The following is a 19,213-nucleotide window of genomic DNA, read 5'->3' as shown; positions in this document are numbered from 1 at the left end:
TGACGACATCTTCGTCGCAGGCGCCGCGGGCAATCACCTCACCCGCGCGCACGATCGTCGACGTCGCTCGATCTCTACCCCTCGACGAGGCCGTGATCGCAGGGGATTCACTCCTGCGAATCCATCCTTCCGCCCTCGTGGGAGTCCCGGCCGTGCTCGACACTGCTGCTCTGTGTTCCGGGGTCGCGGCGGCGCGGCGCGTCGTCGACTTTCTCGACGGGCGCAGCGAGAGCCCCGCGAATCCCTCGCCCGTCTCCGGCTTCGCTCCGCGGGGACCCCGAGCCGAGTCTGCAGCGCGAGTTGTTCACACCGACGGCGTGTTCGTCGCGCGCGTCTTCCGGGAGGAACTCGGCGTCGTCGGCGAATTCGACGGCATGGGCGAATACGGCGCGGGCGATCCCGGATCGACGGCGGAGACCGTACGGCAGGAGAAGCTGCGGGAGGACGCGATTCGCGACCTGGGCGTCGAGGTCGTGCGGTGGACGTGGCCGGAGTTGTTCCGCTTCGACGTCGTCGAGGATCGCGTCGCGCGGGCCGCCGAACGTGCCCTCCACCCACACCCGCCGACGATGAAGACACCCGCGCGGTGCCGGTTGCGCGCGGCTGTCGATCCCGTGCGGGTGATTCAGACGCCGGCGAGCACACCTTCCGCGCTGCGAACCGCGACCGCGGCGGCGCGGGCCGTGAACGGGTCCAGGAGCGGATGCTCGGCCCGCGCGCGCCACGCGCGGACCGCCGCGACACCCGCGGCACGGACCTGCGTCGCGGGTGCGTCGTCGGGCAGTCCCAGCCGCTGCCGCGCCCCGATCCCGAAACCACCGACGAGGCGCTGCAGCTCGAACAGTTCGTCGTCGCCGAGTGAGACGGGACGCGACCGCAACCGGCCGAGCAGGCGCAGTTCTACGAAACCGTGCCCGTCGGCGAGTTCCCGCTGCACCGACGCCAGCAGACGACGATCACCGCACGCGCGCAGTACCCGCCGGAGCGCCAGCAGCACCGAATGGGTCTTGAGCTGATCGGCGCGCTGCCCGAACTGGACGTCGATGACCTGGCGCAGTTCGTCGAGTCCGCTGCGTGCGAGCAGTTCCGCGGCGAGCGTCGGCGAGTCGCGTACGCCGAGTTGCACGAGCGCGACGGCCATCCGGATCCCGAAGAGCCCGAACCGGTCCGCCAGCTGCGCCCGCAACTCGGGGTCGACGGGCAGTGGCATGTCCGGCCGCGCGAACCGGTCGACGGACAGCATCGCGGCCTGTAGTTCTGCGGGCGGCACTCCGGCGAGCGCCTCGAACGCGGCGAACTCACGCTGGCGCAACGTCCGCGCCCCGAGCGCGAGCAGACCCGCGACCGGAACGACCGCCTGGCACAGTCCGGTGCGCTCGAGTTCGCCGGCGAAACGGGAGGCGACGTCCTTCGCCGACATCATCGCGTCGGCGCGGCCGGCACCGATCTCGTCGGCGCGCGACACGACGCCGACCACACCGAGCGGTCCGGATTCTCCCCCGACGTGACGGCCGATGCGGTCGAGGAACTGGACGTCGGCGGCACCGAGTGTGCGCATCAGGTAGACGACGGCGTCGGCGCCGGACGCCGCGTCGTCGGGTGTGAGCAGGTCCAGGGTTCGGGCCGAAACATCGTGCGAGAGAGACGAAGTTCCCGGTGTGTCGATGATCGTGGTGTGCCGGAGCGCCCGCGCGGGCCACTCGACGTCGATGCCGTCGATGCGATCGGCGGTCAGCTCGCCCAGGTCGAACGTGAGCCGGCCGTCCCGGCGCTGGACCGGCACCGGCAGCGATCGGTCTCCGTCGTATCGGGCGGTGACCGCGGGAGTGGCACCGTTGCGGTACCAGGTGACCACGCGGGTGCACTCGGTCGCGTCGGTGGGGGCGATGTCCTGACCGACCAGGGCGTTGAGCAGTGTGGATTTGCCGGCTTTCAGCGAACCGGCCAGCGCCACTCGCAACGGCTGCGCCAGCCGCGCTTCGCATTCCGCCAGTTGTGGTGCAACCCGCGGATCGTGGCCGTATGCCGCCCTGGCCTCGGCGATCAGCTGCCCGGCTCCGCCCGGTTCTGCACTCATCGTCGCGCTCCCGCCAGTTCACGTGCCCGGTCCCGCAGGGCAACAAGTGTTTTCAGGTTCTCCTCGAGTTCGGCGATGCGCCGCTGCCGCTGCTGCTGTTCCAGCGTCGCGGCGTCCTGCGCTGCCTTCAGCGACTCCGAGACCGACCGCAGCGTCTGGTCGGCGAGTTCGGTGAAGTGGTCGCGCAGTTGCCGCTGGATCGACCGCAGCCGATCCTTCGATTCCTTGCCGACCTGGAACCCGACGTCGTCGGTGAAGCGCCGGATCGCGGTCTTCGCGTCGACGCGTCGTTTCGCGACGCGGGCCTGCTTGTCGTCGCGATACGCCTTCGTGCCGAGCACGACACCGGCGCCGATCGAGACCGGGTTGATCAGTGCCATGCCCATGAACGTGGTGACCAGACCGAACATGAGGACACCACCGTACGAGCCCTTCATCCCGACCAGCATCTTCTGCCCGGGCCCGATCCGGCCCGGGTCGAGGTCGCCGAGAGGATCGACCGGTTCGAACAGTGAGTCGAGATCGGCGAGGTTCAGATGCGGCAACCGGGTCGCGCCGTCCGCGGCGAACAGGTCGGCGACGGTCGCTGCGAGCGCCGTGGACCGTTCGTGCGCCCACACGAAATTGTCTCCGACGGATTCCGCGACCTGTTCGGCGAGCCACTGACCGAGACGGGGCCACTGCGTTCCCGGGTCGCATTCGTCGACCTCGGCCTCGGCGGCACGGGTGACGTGCCGCAGCCTGTCCCGCAGGTCGTGATCGATGTCGGCCGCCAGGTCGGTGATGCCGTCGGCGAGGGTCTGCTGCCAGCGCGCGGCACGGGCGCGCAGGGCCTCGGCCGCGGCCTTGGCGCGGACCAGATCCTCGACGGCGGCCGCTCCGGCGTCCGGGTCACGCAGCGCCGCGAGCTCACCGGCGACACCGAGGGCGACGTGATCGACGACGACCGCGACCTCGTGGGCGACCGTGCGCCGGTCGTCGTCGGCCGCACGAGCGACGACCCGCTCGCGCAGGTGGTCGTAAACGGCAGCGAACCCCGATTCCCGGTGCAGCGACTCGTCGTCGAGTTGCAGGGCGTGCTCGCGCAGCAACGACGACACGGGCAGCAACGGAACGTCGAGGTCGGCGCGCTGCAGATGAGCACGGTCGGCGTCGACGATCGCCCGCCAGTGCGGGTACAGATCGGTTTTGGTGACGAGCACCGCGACCGAGGGGCACAGCATCCGGACCTGCCGCAGGAAGCTCAGCTCCGGCGCGGTGAACTCCTGGCTCGCGTCCGACACCACGAACACGGCGTCGGCGGACGACAGCAGCGTGAGTGTCGCCGACGTGTGCGGGTTGGTGTGCCCACCCACTCCGGGGGTGTCGACGAAGACGAGTCCGTCGGCGAGGAGCGGGCTCGGCACGTTCACCTCGAGCCGGCGGATCTCGCGACCGCCCGCGTTGCCGCTGCGCGGACCGAACCCGCGTAGTTCGGTGAGGGGAATCGGCACACGCTCCGGCTCGACGCCCGCGTCGGCGACGACCAGCTCGGCGGAGGCCTCGGCCGCGTGCTGCACGAGGGTCGGCACGGCCGTGGTCTCGTCGTCACCCACCGAGCACACGTCGAGCCCGAGCAGCGAGTTCACGAAACGGCTCTTGCCCTGGCCGAGCGACCCCACCACGACGACGCGCAGCCGCGGGTCGACCACCCGGGTGCGGGTCGCGGCGAGCCTGGTGGCGAGATCGCCGCGACCCGCGGCCCGGGTGTGTTCGGTGGCTTCGTCGACGAGTTCGGTGAGCGCGGCGCGGCGCGGTGCGGGGTCGACCGGTGTGTTCTGCATGGTGCTGCGACGGCTCGCCTTCTGTCGTGGACTGTGGAGACTACGACGACACGGATCAGTTCGTGAAGTCGATGCCGGTGATGTCGGAGACATCGGCGGCGTCCGGGCCGACGTTGCTCGTTCCGCCGATGATCAGTCCGTCGCCACCGACGGAGGAGTCGAACAGGCCGCCGGTGCCCGCGGCGTTGCCGAACACGTCGCCGGCGTCGAGCGACGACCAGACATCCGTCGCGCCCTGGAGCCCACCGGACAGTGAAGCGCCGAGGTCCGCGGCGCCCTGCAGTCCCGCTGCCGCGTCTGCGCCGAGGCCGGCACCGAAATCGGTGGCTCCGGTCACCGCACCGGACACGCCCGCACCGAGATCCGCCACACCGTCGGCGGCACCGTTCAGCGCACCGTCGACGGCACCGGACACACCACCGGTGAGCTGACCGCCGACCTGGGCGGCGGTGTCGACCGCCGCACCGACATCGCCCGCGAGCCCGGCCGTCACATCCACACCGGCAGCCGCACCACCGGCAATCGCAGAATCGACCTGCACGCCCAGATCACCCACGAGCCCGGTCGCCACATCCACACCGGCAGCCGCACCACCGGCAATCGCAGAATCGACCTGCACACCCAGATCACCCACGAGCCCGGTCGCCACATCCACACCGGCAGCCGCACCACCGGCAATCGCGGAATCGACCTGCACGCCCAGATCACCACCGACCTGCAGCGCCGAATCGACCGCGGCCGACAGGTCCGCACCGGCATTCAGGCCGGCATTCAGGCCGGCATCCAGACCGGCACCCACGCCCGCTTCCAGGCCGGTGGACAGTCCGGCTCCGAGGTCGAGAGCGGAGCCGACGGCACCGCCGAGCGAACCACCCAGTTCCGCTCCGGCACCGAGAGCACCCGCCAGCGTGGTACCGACGGCGACGCCGAGGTCGGCGCCACCGCCCACGGCCGCGTCGACGGAGGTCGCGAAGTCCCCACCGGCGGTCAGAGCCGTGTCGAGCAGGCCGCCGAGCGCGAGGCCGACCTCGCCCCCGAGGTCGCCACCGAGCCCGAACACCGAGCCGAGTGTGGCGCTCAGGTCGGCCTCGAGCCCGGTACCGACACCGGCAGCGACGCCGCCGGCCGCGGCGAGGGCGGCGTCGAGAGCCGCAGTCAGATCCGCGGCGGCGCCCAGGTCGAGACCGAGACCACCGGCGAGGGCACCCGAGACCGACGCACCGAGGTCGGCGCCGACCGTTCCGCCGAGACCTAGCGTCGCGTCGAGGACGGATCCGACGGCACCGCCCAGGGCGACGCCGGTCTCACCGCCCGCCTGCAGGGCAGCCCCGAGTGTGGCGGCCAGGTCGGATGCGGCATCGAGAGCGAGACCGGTATCGAGGTCCAGACCACCGTTCGCTCCGGCTCCGGCCTCGGCACCGAAGTCCAGCCCACCACCGAGACCCAATCCACCACCGAGACCCAGACCGCCACCGAGACCGGCACCGGCCCCCAGCCCTAGTCCGGCGCCTGCGGCAGCGCCCACTCCGGCGCCACCCAGGAGACCGGCGGCCGCACCGCCGGCGATCGTGCCGGCACCGGTCAGCGCGGCGGTCAGATCCGCGGCGGAACCCGCGAACAGGCCGGTGTCGGCGACCAGCGGGGCGACCGCGACGATGTCGGCGTGGCACACGTCGGCCAACCCGGCCTCGGCGAGCACGAGGTCGGGGTTCTCGCAGTAACGGGCCAGGGCGTCCTCGTCGCGGAACAGGGCGAGGATGAAGTCGAGCACAGCGTTGGACATCGCAAACTCCTTGGGTGTTCGGGTTGTCTTCGACGCTAGGAACCCCCGGCCCCCGGCCCAAGGGGGCCGGCACCCCCATCTGCCCGCGTCGGCGCGTTAGGGGATCGACGGGCGATAGGGGGTCTTTCCCGTCGTCGGGAGGGTGGGGCTAACGGAAAGCTGGAGCGAAGCGACATATCGGTTCGACACGGCGGAGCCGTCCCGCCACGAACCTCGACAGGAGCGACCGATGACTGCAGGACTGGGCGTCACGATCGGATCGGCGAACGCGGTGGCCGCTGCCACCGTGCTCGAACGACCCGACGATCCGACGGTCCTGCGCCGCGCCACCACCGTGCGCCTGCACGACGACGGCACCGCCGAGCTGGGCCACGGCAGCGGAAGCAACGTCTTCACCGGTTTCGTGGGCCGCGTCGGGGACCCGGTCGGCATCCTGTCCGCCGACGGCACCTCCTGGACGGGTGAGGACCTGACCGCGACCGCGGTCTCGTGCCTGCTGCACGCGTCTCCGCCCCACGGGGCCGTGACGGTGACCCACCCCGCCATGTGGGCAGAGCACACGGTCGACGCTCTGCGCGGCGCACTCGACCGCGCCGGTCTGCACGGGGCGACGCTGATGCCCGAACCGGTGGCGGCGGTGCACTGGCTCGACTCGGCGCACGGTCCGCTGGGCGACGGGGTCGTCGTGGTCTACGACCTGGGGGCGCACTCCCTCGATGTCACGGTGCTCCGCACCGGCGGCGAGCCCGAGCTGCTGGGCCGTCCCCTGTCGAGCGACGAGCTGAGCGGCGACGTGCTCGATCACCTCGTGACCACGCACGTGCTCGACGCCGTCGGCGACGTCACCGGCGACCTCGACCTGTTCGACCCGGGCACCGTGGGGGCGCTGGCCGAGCTGCGGGCCCGGTGCCGCGGGGCGAAGGAGGAGTTGTCGGCGGACACCGATGTCGTCGTGACGGTCGAGTTGCCGGGAGTCCGCCGCGATGTGCGGCTGGTGCGGGACGAGGTCGAGGAGCTCGTGCGCGGGCCGGTGCGGGACTCGCTGCCGCTGATCTCCGAGGCGCTGCGCACCGCCGACGTCGACCCGTCCGACGTGAGCCGCGTCCTGCTCGTCGGCGGCGGATCCTCCATTCCCCTTGTTGCCGAATCAATTTCGTTCGAGCTCGGCCTGCCGGTGACGGCGTCGGCGAACCCCGCCGACACCGTCGCGGCAGGCGCGGCTCTCGTCTCGGCGCGCTCGCTCGCGACCTCGGGTGCCGCGATCGTCGCGCCCGATCCGGCCGACGACGCGATCACGACGGAACTGTCCGTGGTGACGCCACCGCCCGGTGCGTTCGCCCGGCCGGCGATCGCGGCGGGTGAGCCCGTCGAACCGCTGCGTTCCAAGGCTCGCAAGTTCGCCCTCATCGGTGCGGCCGCCGCCGCGATCGTCGTCGTCACCGGCGGTGGACTCGCCGTGGGCACGCTCACGACGAGCGCAGGCGAGGCCGGTGCCGAATCCGCCCGCTCGTCGACCGTGGTCGCGCCCACCGTCCCGACGACCGCCGGTGAGCCGACCTCCTCGCAGGCGACCGTCCCCGGCGGTGCAACCCACGCCGCCGCGACCGCGTCGACCCCCGCAACGCCCGGCTCGGCCGTGCCGGTCCTGTCGGGAACCATGGCCGGCACCGCACCGGCCGCGCCGGGTGCCCCAGCTCCCACCGTGCCCGGCGAACCGGCACCCGGGCAGCCCGCGACCCAGCAGCCTGCCCCGCAGCAACCCGTTCCGGCGCCCACGACGACCCAGCCTCCGGTTGCACCGCAACAACCCAGCGGTGGTGGAGTCGGCGAGGCCGCGGAAGGCATCGGCAACGGTGTCGGCGGGGCGGTCGAAGGGGTGGGCACCGGTCTCGGCGGAGCCGTCGAGGGTGTCGGCAACGGATTGGGCGGCGTCCTCGAAGGCACCGGCAACGCGGTGGGCGGCCTGCTCGGCGGCGGAAACTGACGATTCGGATGAGTTCGCCCGCACTCCCCCGCGCCGTCGCGCGGGCACTGACCGCCGATCCGCCACGGTTGCTGGTCGTCGGCGGCGCATACAGCGGAAAGTCCGCGCTCCTCGACCGGATCCGGCGCACGTTTCCGGACTCCGGTGAGGAGATCCGGGTCGTCGACGACGCGCACCGCCTGCCAGCGGAGGAACTCCTCGACCTGAGTGATCGGATGTTCCGCGACGATCGCGGCATCATCGTCGCCACGGAGCCACGGCCGCACCGGACGGAGGTGCAGCAGCTCGTGTCGAGGTGTGCCGCGCACGCGTGCATCGTGACGCTACAGCCCTCATCCCCGGCCGAAATACTCTCCCGGGCAGCGGCTTTCGGGATATCCGACCCTCGGGTCGTGCGCGGGGTGCTGTCGTTCACCGGCGGCTCCCGCGACCTCGTGGACGCGGCCCTGACGGCACTGCGGCAGGGCGCGGATCCGCGGCGCGCGGCCGTCGACCGGGTCCGGGCCCGGCTCGCCGGGACTCCCTCGCTCGCCGGTGTCCTGGCACTGGTCGAGCTGGGAGGTACGCCGGATCCGGCCGAGCTTTCCGCCGTGCTCGATCTCGACGCGGACCTCGCCCGCGAGCTGGCCGACGCCGCGCAGGCCAGCGGGCTCCTGTCCGCCGCGGGTGACGAGCTCGTCCCCGCCGCGTCCGGTGTTCCCTCCGCGTCGCTGGGGCCGCACGGATTCCTGGCCGTCGCACAGGGTCTGTTGTCGTGCCGGCTCGACCGCGCCCTGCTCACGGTCCCGGTCGCGTCGCGTCTCGCGGCGACCGGGATCACCGACCGCCGCCTCGCGGATTATCTCGTCGCGCGGGCGGATTCGTCCGCTCCGGCGGAAGCCTCCGCCTTGTATTCCGCCGCGGTGCGCGCCGGTGCCGACGCGTCCGACCTGGCGCTGCGGCGAGCCGAAGCCGCCGCTGCGATCGGCGACCGGTCGACCGCCGCGGCCCTCACGGACGAGATCCTCGAACGCGCCGGCTCGCTCACACCGGCGGACCTGGCCACTGCCGTCCGGATCGCCGCGACCGTCGCGGCCGGGGACGGCATGCTCGGCCGCAGTGCGGACCTGTACGAGTGGCTGGGGCCGGACCGGGCCGGTGCCGACGCCTCGGTCGGGGCTGCGGTGCTGCTGGCCGCCGGGCGCCCCGAAGCCGCGACGCGGATGATCGAGGCCGCCGGTGCCCTCGCTCCCACGTCGTCGGCGGCCGCCGCGCGGCTGCTCGCCGAGGGCATGCGCGAATCGATCGGCGGTGACGGGCGTGTCGCGATGAACGCGCTCACGCGTGCCCTGTCGATGCGCGGCGCCCCCGCTCGTGCCGGCGTGCAGCCGGACACCGTCGAGGCGATCACGGCGCTGCTGTGTCTGCACTCCGGGGAGCTGACGCACGCGTCGAACGTGCTCGCCCGGTACACCCCGCCGACGATCCGGCACGAACTTCTGGCCGCGTGGGCCGCGCTGCTCGGAGGTGACCTGCCGGCGGCGACCGCCGCGGCCGAGGACCTGTCCCAGCGCGCCACGCTCCCGCGCGACCTGCTGTTCCTGCACGGACTGCGGGTCGGGGCGGCCCGGCGCAGCGGCGACTCCGGGCGGCTGCTCGCCGAATGGGAGGCCGCGCAGGGGGTGGTCGCCGCGTACTCCGTCGACCTGGTGAGCCTGCTTCCGCTGGGTGAGCTGTGGCTGGCGGCCGTCCGGGTCGGTGACGCACCGCGCATCTCGCACCTGGTCGGACAGGCCCGGGACCTGCTCGCCGCACTCGGCGAGCCGCCGCTGTGGGGCGCGGCGCTGCACTGGTATGGGGTGCAGGCGGCGATCGCCGCGGAGTGTCCGGACGAACTGCTCCCGCACGCCCGCGCCCTGGCCGTCGCCGCCGAGTCCACCGCCTACGCCGCCGCCCTGGCGCGCGCCGGACAGCAATGGCTGCGGTTGCTGCAGAACGACGTCGACCCCGCCCGGATCCGGGTTGCGGCCGAGTCGCTCGCCGCGATCGGGCTGACCTGGGACGGCGCGCGGCTGGCCGGTGAGGCCGCGCTGCGGGCAACCGACACCGCGGCAGCGACCGCGCTGCTCCAGGTGGCGCGGGCGCTGCGCCAGCCGACGGCGGCCCCCGGTCCCGCGGTCGCGTCCGCCGATACGGTGTCCACACCGGCAGGTCCCCTGTCCGAACGGGAAGCGCAGGTGGCCGACCTGGTGGTTTCCGGCCTGACCTATCGCGAGGTCGGTGCACGGCTGTACATTTCCGGCAAGACCGTCGAACATCATGTCGCCAGGATCCGACGCCGCCTCGGCGCCGGTTCCCGCTCGGAGCTGATTTCCATGCTCCGTGCGATGGGGCACGGGGGTGACGGTCGCACGACCATCAGTAGCAGCAGTGAGAAGAAGGGGGGAACTTCGGCATGTCCGTAGGCGTCGGCCTGCGCGTTGGCACGACCGTTTCGTCGGTCGCCGTGACCTCCGCTGTCCCCGGTCAACCCGGTCCCGCACCGATCGAACGTCGCAGTGCAGTCCATCTGCACCAGGACGGTACCGCGACTCTCGGTGAGATCGACCCGATTCTCGATCAGGGTGCCAGTTCCTTCACCAACTTCCTCGACCGTGTCGGTACCCAGTCGGGCATCCGCGCCGAGGACGGATCGCTGTCCCGCGCCGAGGACCTCGTCGCGACCGCGATGGAGTGCCTGCTGGCCGATGCGGCGCCGCTGATCGGCGACCGTCAGTACACCGTCGTCGCGACCCACCCGACGGAGTGGGCACCTGCGACCGTCGCGGTCCTGCGCAACGCCCTCGACTACGTCGGGTTGCGGCACGTGTCGCTCGTGTCCGACGCCGAAGCCGCCGCAGCCTGGTTCGAGTCCCAGGTGTCGCGTCAGACCGGCCGCCTCGTCGCGGTCTACCACATCGACGGCCAGGGTTCGACGGTCACGCTGGTCCGTGCCGGAATCGCTGCGGGCAAGCCCGTGCGGTTCGGGCTCACCGACGCACCGCCCGTCACGAAGCAGTTGTCGACGGCCCTGTCCGGGTACGGCTGGCAGGTGACCAACCTCGACGCCGTCGTCGTCACCGCCGACGAGGACGTGGACACCGCGGCAGCGCAGATCGTCGCCCAGTCCGTCAAGGCCGGGATGGGCACCCGCTGTGCGCTCGCGCCGGATCCGCACCAGACCATGGTGCGCGGCGCCGCGCTGGCCGCCGCTGCCGGTTCCGTCGAATTCCTCGGCTCGACGCAGATCATCCCCACCGCCCGCGTGAATCTGCCGCGCAAGCAGACGCCGCAGGGTGACGGCACGCCGCCGCGGCTCGTCGATCCCGACGCCACCACGACGATCCCGAAGATCCCCGCCCGCGAACCGCACAGCGCGAAGCCGGCGAGCGCGCAGGCCCCGAAGGCATCGGTGGGACCGGCTCCCGTTGCGACCGTCCGGGCGGGCGACGCGGCGGTGGCCGCGCCCGATACCGAACCCACGCGGCGGCCCTCGCCGATCCTGCTGGCCATCTCCGCCGCAGCGGTGGTGCTGCTCGCCGTGGTGGGCGTGCTCGTGCTGACCCAGCGCGGCTCGGCTGCGGAAACCACCGCGCCGGTGGCCGACCAGCCCGTCGTCGCGACCATTCCGGAACTGCGTTCGCCGAGCCCCACACCGGCGAAGCCGACGACCACCACCACGACCGCGGTGACGACGACATCCGCCGCGGAGACCACGACACCGGCATGGTCCGATACCGAAGTGGCCTCGGTCGACGATTCGACGGCCGCAGCCGAGACGGCGGAGTCTCCTGCCACGTCACAGCAGTCGGATCGGACGACGTCCGGCAACACGGTGCCGCAGACCACGACGACCCGGCCGGTCCCGGGCTGGCAGACGTCCGACCCGAAGCCCACGCGGGATCGCGACCGGGATCGGACGACCACGCCGCCGACGCAGACGACGACCACGGAGCCGAGCGAGACCGATCCGGGCGGCCCGGGTCCGGAGGATCCGGACGACTCCACCGGGGCCGCTGGGTAGCAGCACCCCTCCCGTAGGCTGTTTTCGATCGTCGCAACTCACACCCGCTCACAACGAAGGGCTTTCATGCGTCACTCGTCGGCGTCGCGCGCCGCTGCTCGTACCACCGCCCGCCGGCTTGCTGTCGCTGCCGCGTCGGCGCTGATGCTGATCGGCCCGTTCACCGCGACCGCTCAGGCGGATCCGGTGGACGACCTTCCCGCCGAGTTGGTCGAGGCTGTCCAGCGCGATCTGCACATGTCTGCCGACGAGTACCTCGAGCGTTCGGCGCGGGCGCAGGAACTCGGGGAGTACGCCCGCGGCTTCCGTTCCGAGCGTCCCGCGGACTTCGCGGGCGCCTGGATCAACGGGAACGGCGAGCCGGTCGTCGCGGTCACGAACACCGATGCGGCCCGGCAGGCCGAGAGCGACGGCTACACCGCGACGGTGGCGCCGGTGTCCGCGGACGGTCTCGAGCTCGCGCTGGCGGAGTTGAACCGCTGGGTTGCCGCACTGCCGCGCGACGTGGCCGGTGCCGTTCAGTCGACGTCGATCGACGTACTGAACAACCAGCTCGTGGTCGACATCGTGAACACCCCGATCGGTCGTGCACTGAATCTGCCGTCGCTCATCGCGAACGTGCAGGTGCAGTTGACGCCGGGCCTGCCGGCGAACGATCCGGCGCCGCTCGGTGGCGACACCTACATCACCGCCGACGGTGACGTGCGTTCCACGCCGCTCGACCGCATCGGTATCTGCTCGTTCGGGTTCAACTCGGTCGACGCGAACGGTGACGCGGTGAACGTCACCGCCGGTCACTGCGATGCGGTGGCCCGCGCCGACGGTGGTTCCTCGGTGTACCTGCCGAACCGCGAGAACATCGACGAGAGCACCCGGATCGGCGCGTTCACCAGTTCGTCGGTCGGCACCGACAGCCCACTCGACTACGGCGTCATCAAATTCGACGAGGCCGGTGTGGACGCCGGGCTGGACCGGCCGGTGGTGCGGGGCGGCAACGGCTCGACCCTGACGATCACCGGCACCGCGGTCCCGGTCGTCGGCGCCCCGGTGTGCAAGTCCGGCCAGTCGTCGTACTTCACGTGCGGTGTGGTCGCCGCCGACCGTATCGAGACCCAGCTCGTCTACCCCGACGGTGCCAGCACGACGATCCGCGGCTTCGCGACCACCGCGTGCACGCTGTCCGGCGACAGCGGCGGCGCGATCGTCACCGGAACACTCGCGCTCGGTGTCATCAGCGGATCGAACAGTGCCGGAGCCCCCGACTGTGTGGAGGCGAACCTGGTTCTCGCCCCGAACGGGGGCACTTCCAGCCTCGGAATCCCGATTCGCGACATCCAGAACGTAACGGGCACCCGGGTCCGGACCGCCACCGATCCTGCCTGACCCGACGTGATCCACGCCGCTTCACCCCATATGATCTGACGCAACGACTGCCGCCCCGGTATCGGGACGGCGTCTTTGCGTGACCAGCCAGACCGTGTAATCAGCAAGATCTGTGTAGTCCGCCAAACCTGCGCACTGAGCAGGACCTATGAGGAAGGCATCCATGCGACGCTCCTTCGCACGTCGGGCAGCGGTGATCGGGTCGGCAGCTCTGTTGCTGCTCGGACCCGCCGTCGCCCTGGCGCAGGCCGAACCGGCCGACAAGCCCGTCGACCTGCCCACCGAGCTGGTCGATGCGCTTGCGCGCGACCTCGGCATCAGCCCCGAGCGTTTCGTCACCGATGCCGACCGCAGCCAGGAGCTCGCGCAGTTCGCGGCGACTGCGCGCGAGAAGTTCTCGGACGTGTTCGCCGGTGTCTGGCTCGACGAGCAGGGCACCCCGACCGTCGGCCTGACCGAGGGCGAGGGCCACGACGCCGCTCGTGACGCCGCCGAGGACGAAGGGTTCACCGTCCGGCCGGCCGAGCGCAGCGAAGGCGAACTCGAGGGCCTGTCGAAGCAACTGAACGACTGGCTCGACACGCAGCCGCCGGCGATCGCCGATCTGGTGCGCGGTATCGCGATCGACGTCGTCAACAACGACGTCGTGGTGCGCGCCGCCGATGTCGCCGGCCTCCAGCTCCCCGACGCCCTGCAGGGCGCGCGGGTGCTGCTCGCCCCGGCGACGCTGGAGCCGGAACTGCTGAAGCTCGAGCCCATCGCCGGGCTGGCCTCGCCGGATTCGCTGTTCGGTGGCGACGCCTACGCCGCGTTCGGTGCCGGCACCGGATTGCGCTGCTCGCTCGGATTCAACGGCGTCGACGGCTCCAACCGGCCGGTGAACATCACCGCCGGTCACTGCGACCCGAACCGCGCCCAGGCCGGCACGCAGTACGCGTCCGAGGTCTTCCAGGTCATCGGTGACGGTCTCGGCCAGCGGGTCGGCACCTTCGAGAAGACCATCCTCGACCGCCGCGACTACGCGCTGATCCGCCCGACCGCCGAGGCTCGCGGCCGGTTCGAGAACAACGGCGTGCGCGTTCCCTACGCGGCACCGCTTCCCGTGACCGGGGTCGCCGAGCCGGTCGTCGGCGCACCCGTGTGCAAGTCCGGTGTCCGCACCGGGTACAGCTGCGGCGTCGTGACAGGGGCCAACCAGTCCGTCGAGATCGGCCATCGTGTGCTCGATTCCGGGTTCTCCACCAACCTGTGCGCCCTGCAGGGCGACAGCGGTGGCACCCTGGTCAGCGGCACCCTCGCCCTGGGCATCTCCAGCGCGTCGAACGTCGGCCAGTACCAGATGTGCGAGATCGCCGGCGTCGTCAGCGGCATCCTGGGTGAGAGCCCCGAGCTCTACGCCACGCCGATCTCCGCGATCCTCGCCGAGAACCCGGGCCTGAAGGTCCGCACCTGGTGATCCGCCGGTAAGGACAGATCCACGCAGCAGGGCCCGTCTCCTCCCCCCGAGGAGACGGGCCCTGTTGCGTTGTGACCGTCGGCAACACGCGCCCGGGACAGTTACGTGTGCTACACACCGAATAGGTTACGATTCGGCAACAAGATGGTCCGGCCCGGCGTCGTCCGAGCCGGACCGTCATGTGTCACCGGCGTCCACAGGGGGCGTGCGGTCGGACGAAAGGTGGGGCTGTGTCGAGTGACCTGATTCTGGTCGGCGCGGATCTGTTCGTGTACTCGGGCGAGATCGTCATCAACGTGACGAAGCTGATCCTGCAGAACCTCTTCTGAGTCCCGAAACGACAGCGGCCCCGCCATCCGAAGGTGGCGGGGCCGCTGTCTGCGCGCGCTAGTTCGCGTACTGGGTCGTTCCCGGAGGCGCGGTGAGGGTCTGGATCAGGCCGATACCGGCGATGACCAGGGTGGGACCACCGACAACGATGGTGCCGATGACACCGCCGATTCCGGCGCCGAGCGGAACGGAAGCCAAACCGACCGGACCACCGAGGAATCCGAGACCGCCCACGAGTGCGCCAATAATGGTGCCCGACAATCCACCCACTGCGGTCGCGATACCAAGCTGCGAGCTGAAGTTCTGCTGCGCCTTGAGATTCTCCTCCGGCGAGGCGACATCCGCCAGCTTGAGGCTGACGGGCGTGAGGCCGCGGGCGACCCTATCCTCCGGTGCGACCGGGGTGGCCTTCGACGGATCCGTGACCGGGGTCAGCGTGAGGGTCTTGCCGTCCTCGCTGATCTCCCGCTCGAACGGCAGCTGGAGGTCGCCGAGCTGGACGGCGAGCGGCAGGCTGACAACGGCGTTGCCGTCGGCATCCTGGAGCTCGACGCTCTTGCCGTCGCCCGAAACCTGGAACGCGCCGGCGTCGATGACGGTCACGACGGAGTTGCCCTCCGCCTTGACCTCGTAGTTGATCTCGTCCTGCGCCGCCTCGGCAGGCGCCGCGTACGACGTGCCCGCAGTGATCCCCATCGCGGCGATGGTCATGGTGGCAACCGCCGCAAGCTTCCTGAGCTTCATTTGTTCCCGTTCTGTGACATGTGGCGCACGCCCCCGACGGACGCCCCCCTGGATTCAACAGCTCTGCACCGGCAAATCCGCTCCCCATCGCGCGAAAACCCCAGCGTGCAAGGCTGTTCGAGATCATATCCGAAATCACAGACAACTTCGTTACCGGGTCGAGCCACATTCGTCGGCGAAAAGCCGTGCGAGCGTCGTCCATTCGTGACCCCGACCGCGTGTTCGGGACTTAGGCCATCCTGAGCAGTCGGGGCACCGGAGGCGGCGTTTACCTTGTGCGCAGGAGAACCATCAGCACTCCAGCGCGAGTTACCCACGAGTAACATTGCTATAGTTACCGACGGGTAACTTATGAAGCGTTAGGATGCTGAGGCTTATACCAGGCGGCCCGGAGCCGCCCCCGACACGAAAGGCCGCGTATGAATGCCCTGACGATAACGTTGGGCACGATCGGCGTGCTGCTGAGCCTCGTGTGTTGGTACTCGTTCATCGGCGGCGCGTTGAAGATGGTCAACACCGTCCGGATCGGCCAACCGGCCCCGGATCGGTGGCGCCCGTTCTTCCCGCGCTTCAAGCAGATGATCGTCGAGTTCCTCGCACACACGCGAATGAACAAGTTCCGTACCGTCGGGTGGGCCCACTGGCTGGTGATGGTCGGCTTCCTGCTCGGCGCCATCGTCTGGTTCGAGGCATACGGACAGACCTTCAACCCCGAGTTCCACTGGCCTCTCATCGGTGGCACCGCGGTCTACCACTTCATCGACGAGATCCTCGGCCTCGGCACGGTGATCGGCATCCTCACGCTGATCATCATCCGTCAGCTCAACCACCCGCGTCAGCCGGGCCGGTTGTCGCGCTTCGGCGGCTCGGATTTCAAGGCCGCCTACTTCGTCGAGACCGTCGTCCTCATCGAGGGCCTCGGCATGATCTTCGTGAAGGCCGGCAAGATCGCCACCTACGGCCACGCGAACCCGTGGACCGACTTCTTCACGATGAACCTCGCGAAGCTGCTGCCCGCGAGCGCCGTGATGGTGTCGATCTTCGCGTTCGTCAAGCTGATGTCCGGCATGATCTGGCTCTACATCGTCGGCCGGAACATCACGTGGGGTGTGGCCTGGCACCGGTTCGCCGCGTTCTTCAACATCTACTTCAAGCGCGAGGACGACGGCGATGTCGCACTCGGCGCGGTCAAGCCGATGATGTCGGGCGGCAAGCCCGTCGACATGGAAGACGCCGACCCGGACAAGGACACCTTCGGTGCCGGCCGGATCGAGGACTTCTCGTGGAAGGGCTGGCTGGACTTCACGACCTGCACCGAGTGCGGTCGCTGCCAGTCCCAGTGCCCGGCCTGGAACACCGGTAAGCCGCTCTCCCCCAAGCTGCTGGTGATGTCGCTGCGCGACCACGGGTACGCGAAGGCCCCCTACCTGCTGGCCGGGGGCCGCAAGGACCTCGGCGGCGACGAGATCGGTCTGGTCGACGGCGAAGGCAACGTCGACGAGGCCGCGCTGGCGAAGATTCCCGAGGCCGCTCGCGCCGAAGCCGACCGCAAGCTCGTCGGCGAGACCGCCGAGCTGGTCGAGGCCGGTGAGCCCGCCCCGGTCATCGATGCCGAAACGCTGTGGTCGTGCACGAACTGTGGTGCGTGTGTCGAGCAGTGCCCGGTCGACATCGAGCACGTCGACCACATCGTCGACATGCGCCGCTACCAGGTCCTCATCGAATCGGACTTCCCGTCCGAGCTCGCGGGTCTGTTCAAGAACCTCGAGAACAAGGGCAACCCGTGGGGCCAGAACTCCAAGGACCGCCTGAACTGGATCTCCGAAATGGACTTCGAGATCCCGGTGTTCGGTCAGGACGCGGACAGCTTCGACGGCTACGAGTACCTGTTCTGGGTCGGTTGCGCCGGTGCCTACGAGGACCGGGCGAAGAAGACCACCAAGGCCGTCGCCGAACTCCTCGCCACGGCGGGCACGAAGTTCATGGTGCTCGGTGCGGAGGAGACCTGCACCGGCGACTCGGCACGTCGCGCCGGCAACGAGTTCCTGTTCCAGCAGCTGGCACAGCAGAACATCGCGGTGATCGATTCGGTGTTCGAGGGCACCGAGCGCTCCAAGCGCAAGATCGTCGTCACGTGTGCGCACTGCTTCAACGCGCTGAACAACGAGTACCCGGAGGTCGGCGGCCACTACGAGGTCGTGCACCACACCCAGCTGCTCAACCGCCTGGTGCGGCAGAAGAAGCTGGTGCCGGTCGCACGCCTGGGCGAGGACGTCACCTACCACGACCCGTGCTTCCTCGGCCGCCACAACAAGGTGTACAACGCGCCGCGTGAGTTGATGGAAGCCTCCGGCGCGACGCTGAAGGAGATGCCGCGTCACGGTGAACGCTCGATGTGCTGTGGCGCCGGTGGTGCCCGCATGTGGATGGAAGAGCGCATCGGTAAGCGCATAAACATCGACCGCGTCGACGAGGCGCTGACGACTGCGCCGTCGAAGATCGCGACCGGCTGCCCGTTCTGCCGCGTCATGCTCACCGACGGTGTCACCGCCCGTCAGGAACAGGGCCAGGGTGAAGGTGTCGAGGTCGTCGACGTCGCGCAGCTGATGCTGTCGTCGATTTCTCGGCTCGAAGCCGACCAGCTCAGCGCGAACACCAAGGTCGTGCAGGCCGAGAAGCCGCAGACCCCCGTCACCGCCGAGGCCGAGGCCGAGGAACTCGAGGCCGAGCGCGTCGCCGAGGTCGAAGAGGCTGCCGCTACCGCCGCGCCCGCGGCCGCTCCGAAGGCCGGCGGCCTGCAGATGAAGGGTGGTCTGAAGGCTCCCGGCGGTAAGCCCGGTGGCCTGCAGATGAAGGGCGGTCTCAAGGCCCCCGGCGCGAAGGCCGACGCACCCGCTGCGGCTCCGGCGGCCGAGGGATCCGAGGCTCCCGCCGCACCTGCTGCCAAGCCCGGCGGGCTGGCCATGAAGGGCGGCCTCAAGGCTCCGGGCGCCAAGAAGGCGGCGGCACCGGCGGCTGCCGCGCCGGCAGCCGAGGCACCCGCGGCTCCGGCGGCCCCGACAGCGAAGCCCGGCGGGCTGGCCATGAAGGGCGGCCTCAAGGCCCCCGGTGCCAAGAAGGCCGCACCTGCGGCCGCCGCGGCACCCGTTGCCGAAGCGCCGGCCGCCGAGGCTCCCGCCGCGCCGGCCGCACCGAAGGCCAAGCCCGGCGGGCTGGCCATGAAGGGCGGACTCAAGGCCCCGGACGCCAAGAAGGCCGCTGCTCCGGCAGCTGCCCCCGCGGCTCCGGCTGCCGAGGTACCGGCGGCTCCCGCTGCCGAGGCGCCCGCTGCCGAGGCGCCCACAGCAACGGAACCGCCGAAGGCGAAGCCGGGCGGACTGCAGATGAAGAGCGGCTTCAAGGCACCGGGCGCCAAGAAGGCTCCGGCTGCTCCCGCACCTGCTGCGGAGGCACCCGCTGCCGAGCCCACCGAGCCCGAGCCCGCCGAGCCGGAGGCTCCCGCGGTCGAGGAGACCCCGGCGCCGCCGAAGGCGAAGCCGGGCGGACTCGCCATGAAGGGTGGCATCAAGCCGCCCGGACGCAAGTAATCCC

11 protein-coding genes are annotated in these 19,213 nt (G+C 70.7%); 6 read left to right on the top strand and 5 right to left on the bottom strand.

The annotated features are described in order from the left end of the window. Positions 1–107 precede the first annotated feature (107 nt). The 4 genes from A8G15_RS30365 to A8G15_RS32190 form a co-directional block, all read right to left on the bottom strand. Positions 108–560 carry a hypothetical protein gene (locus tag A8G15_RS30365; RefSeq protein ID WP_068154529.1) on the bottom strand — a complete coding sequence of 151 codons (453 nt, stop codon included), beginning with the start codon at positions 558–560 and terminating at the stop codon, positions 108–110. Between the two features lie 65 nt (positions 561–625). Continuing rightward, entirely contained in the window at positions 626–2,077 is a 1,452-nt protein-coding gene (locus tag A8G15_RS01150; RefSeq protein ID WP_068154527.1) for a dynamin family protein, read from the bottom strand. Beyond that, complete coding sequence (locus A8G15_RS01145) at positions 2,074–3,900, bottom strand: dynamin family protein (RefSeq protein ID WP_068154525.1); 1,827 nt, start codon at positions 3,898–3,900, stop codon at positions 2,074–2,076. The genes A8G15_RS01150 and A8G15_RS01145 overlap by 4 nt, the downstream gene beginning before the upstream one ends. 55 nt (positions 3,901–3,955) lie before the next feature. Further along, positions 3,956–5,683 (bottom strand): IniB N-terminal domain-containing protein, encoded by a 1,728-nt coding sequence (locus A8G15_RS32190; RefSeq protein ID WP_068154523.1) that lies wholly within the window; start codon positions 5,681–5,683, stop codon positions 3,956–3,958. 229 nt (positions 5,684–5,912) lie between these two features. Here A8G15_RS32190 and A8G15_RS01135 point away from each other — a divergent pair, with 229 nt between their 5' ends. From A8G15_RS01135 to A8G15_RS01115, 5 genes are all read left to right on the top strand, one after another. After that, a complete protein-coding gene (locus A8G15_RS01135) occupies positions 5,913–7,667 on the top strand; it encodes an Hsp70 family protein (protein WP_068154521.1) in 1,755 nt (584 codons plus the stop codon). Positions 7,668–7,675: 8 nt separating this feature from the next. Next, positions 7,676–10,111, top strand: a complete 2,436-nt coding sequence (locus tag A8G15_RS01130; RefSeq protein ID WP_068154519.1) for a LuxR C-terminal-related transcriptional regulator — start codon at positions 7,676–7,678, stop codon at positions 10,109–10,111. Next, the gene (locus tag A8G15_RS01125; protein ID WP_068154517.1) at positions 10,102–11,709 is read left to right on the top strand and encodes a DUF7159 family protein; all 1,608 of its coding nucleotides are present in this window, start codon (positions 10,102–10,104) and stop codon (positions 11,707–11,709) included. The genes A8G15_RS01130 and A8G15_RS01125 overlap by 10 nt, the downstream gene beginning before the upstream one ends. Before the next feature lie 66 nt (positions 11,710–11,775). After that, positions 11,776–13,092, top strand: a complete 1,317-nt coding sequence (locus A8G15_RS01120) for a S1 family peptidase (protein ID WP_068154515.1) — start codon at positions 11,776–11,778, stop codon at positions 13,090–13,092. A 163-nt stretch (positions 13,093–13,255) separates the two neighbouring features. Further along, positions 13,256–14,548 carry a S1 family peptidase gene (locus A8G15_RS01115; protein ID WP_068154513.1) on the top strand — a complete coding sequence of 431 codons (1,293 nt, stop codon included), beginning with the start codon at positions 13,256–13,258 and terminating at the stop codon, positions 14,546–14,548. Between the two features lie 387 nt (positions 14,549–14,935). Here A8G15_RS01115 and A8G15_RS01110 read toward each other — a convergent pair whose 3' ends face one another. Next, complete coding sequence (locus tag A8G15_RS01110) at positions 14,936–15,622, bottom strand: DUF8020 domain-containing protein (RefSeq protein ID WP_068154510.1); 687 nt, start codon at positions 15,620–15,622, stop codon at positions 14,936–14,938. A 419-nt stretch (positions 15,623–16,041) separates the two neighbouring features. On the opposite strand from A8G15_RS01110, the gene A8G15_RS01105 reads away from it, so the two are divergent. Further along, positions 16,042–19,209, top strand: coding sequence for a (Fe-S)-binding protein (locus tag A8G15_RS01105; RefSeq protein WP_068154509.1), 3,168 nt, complete (start codon positions 16,042–16,044; stop codon positions 19,207–19,209). The last annotated feature ends 4 nt before the right edge of the window (positions 19,210–19,213 follow it).

Source organism: Rhodococcus phenolicus, assembly GCF_001646785.1.
Classification (GTDB): domain Bacteria; phylum Actinomycetota; class Actinomycetes; order Mycobacteriales; family Mycobacteriaceae; genus Rhodococcus; species Rhodococcus phenolicus.
Note: the sequence above shows the minus strand (reverse complement) of the source record. Positions and strands in the feature narration are given on the sequence as shown.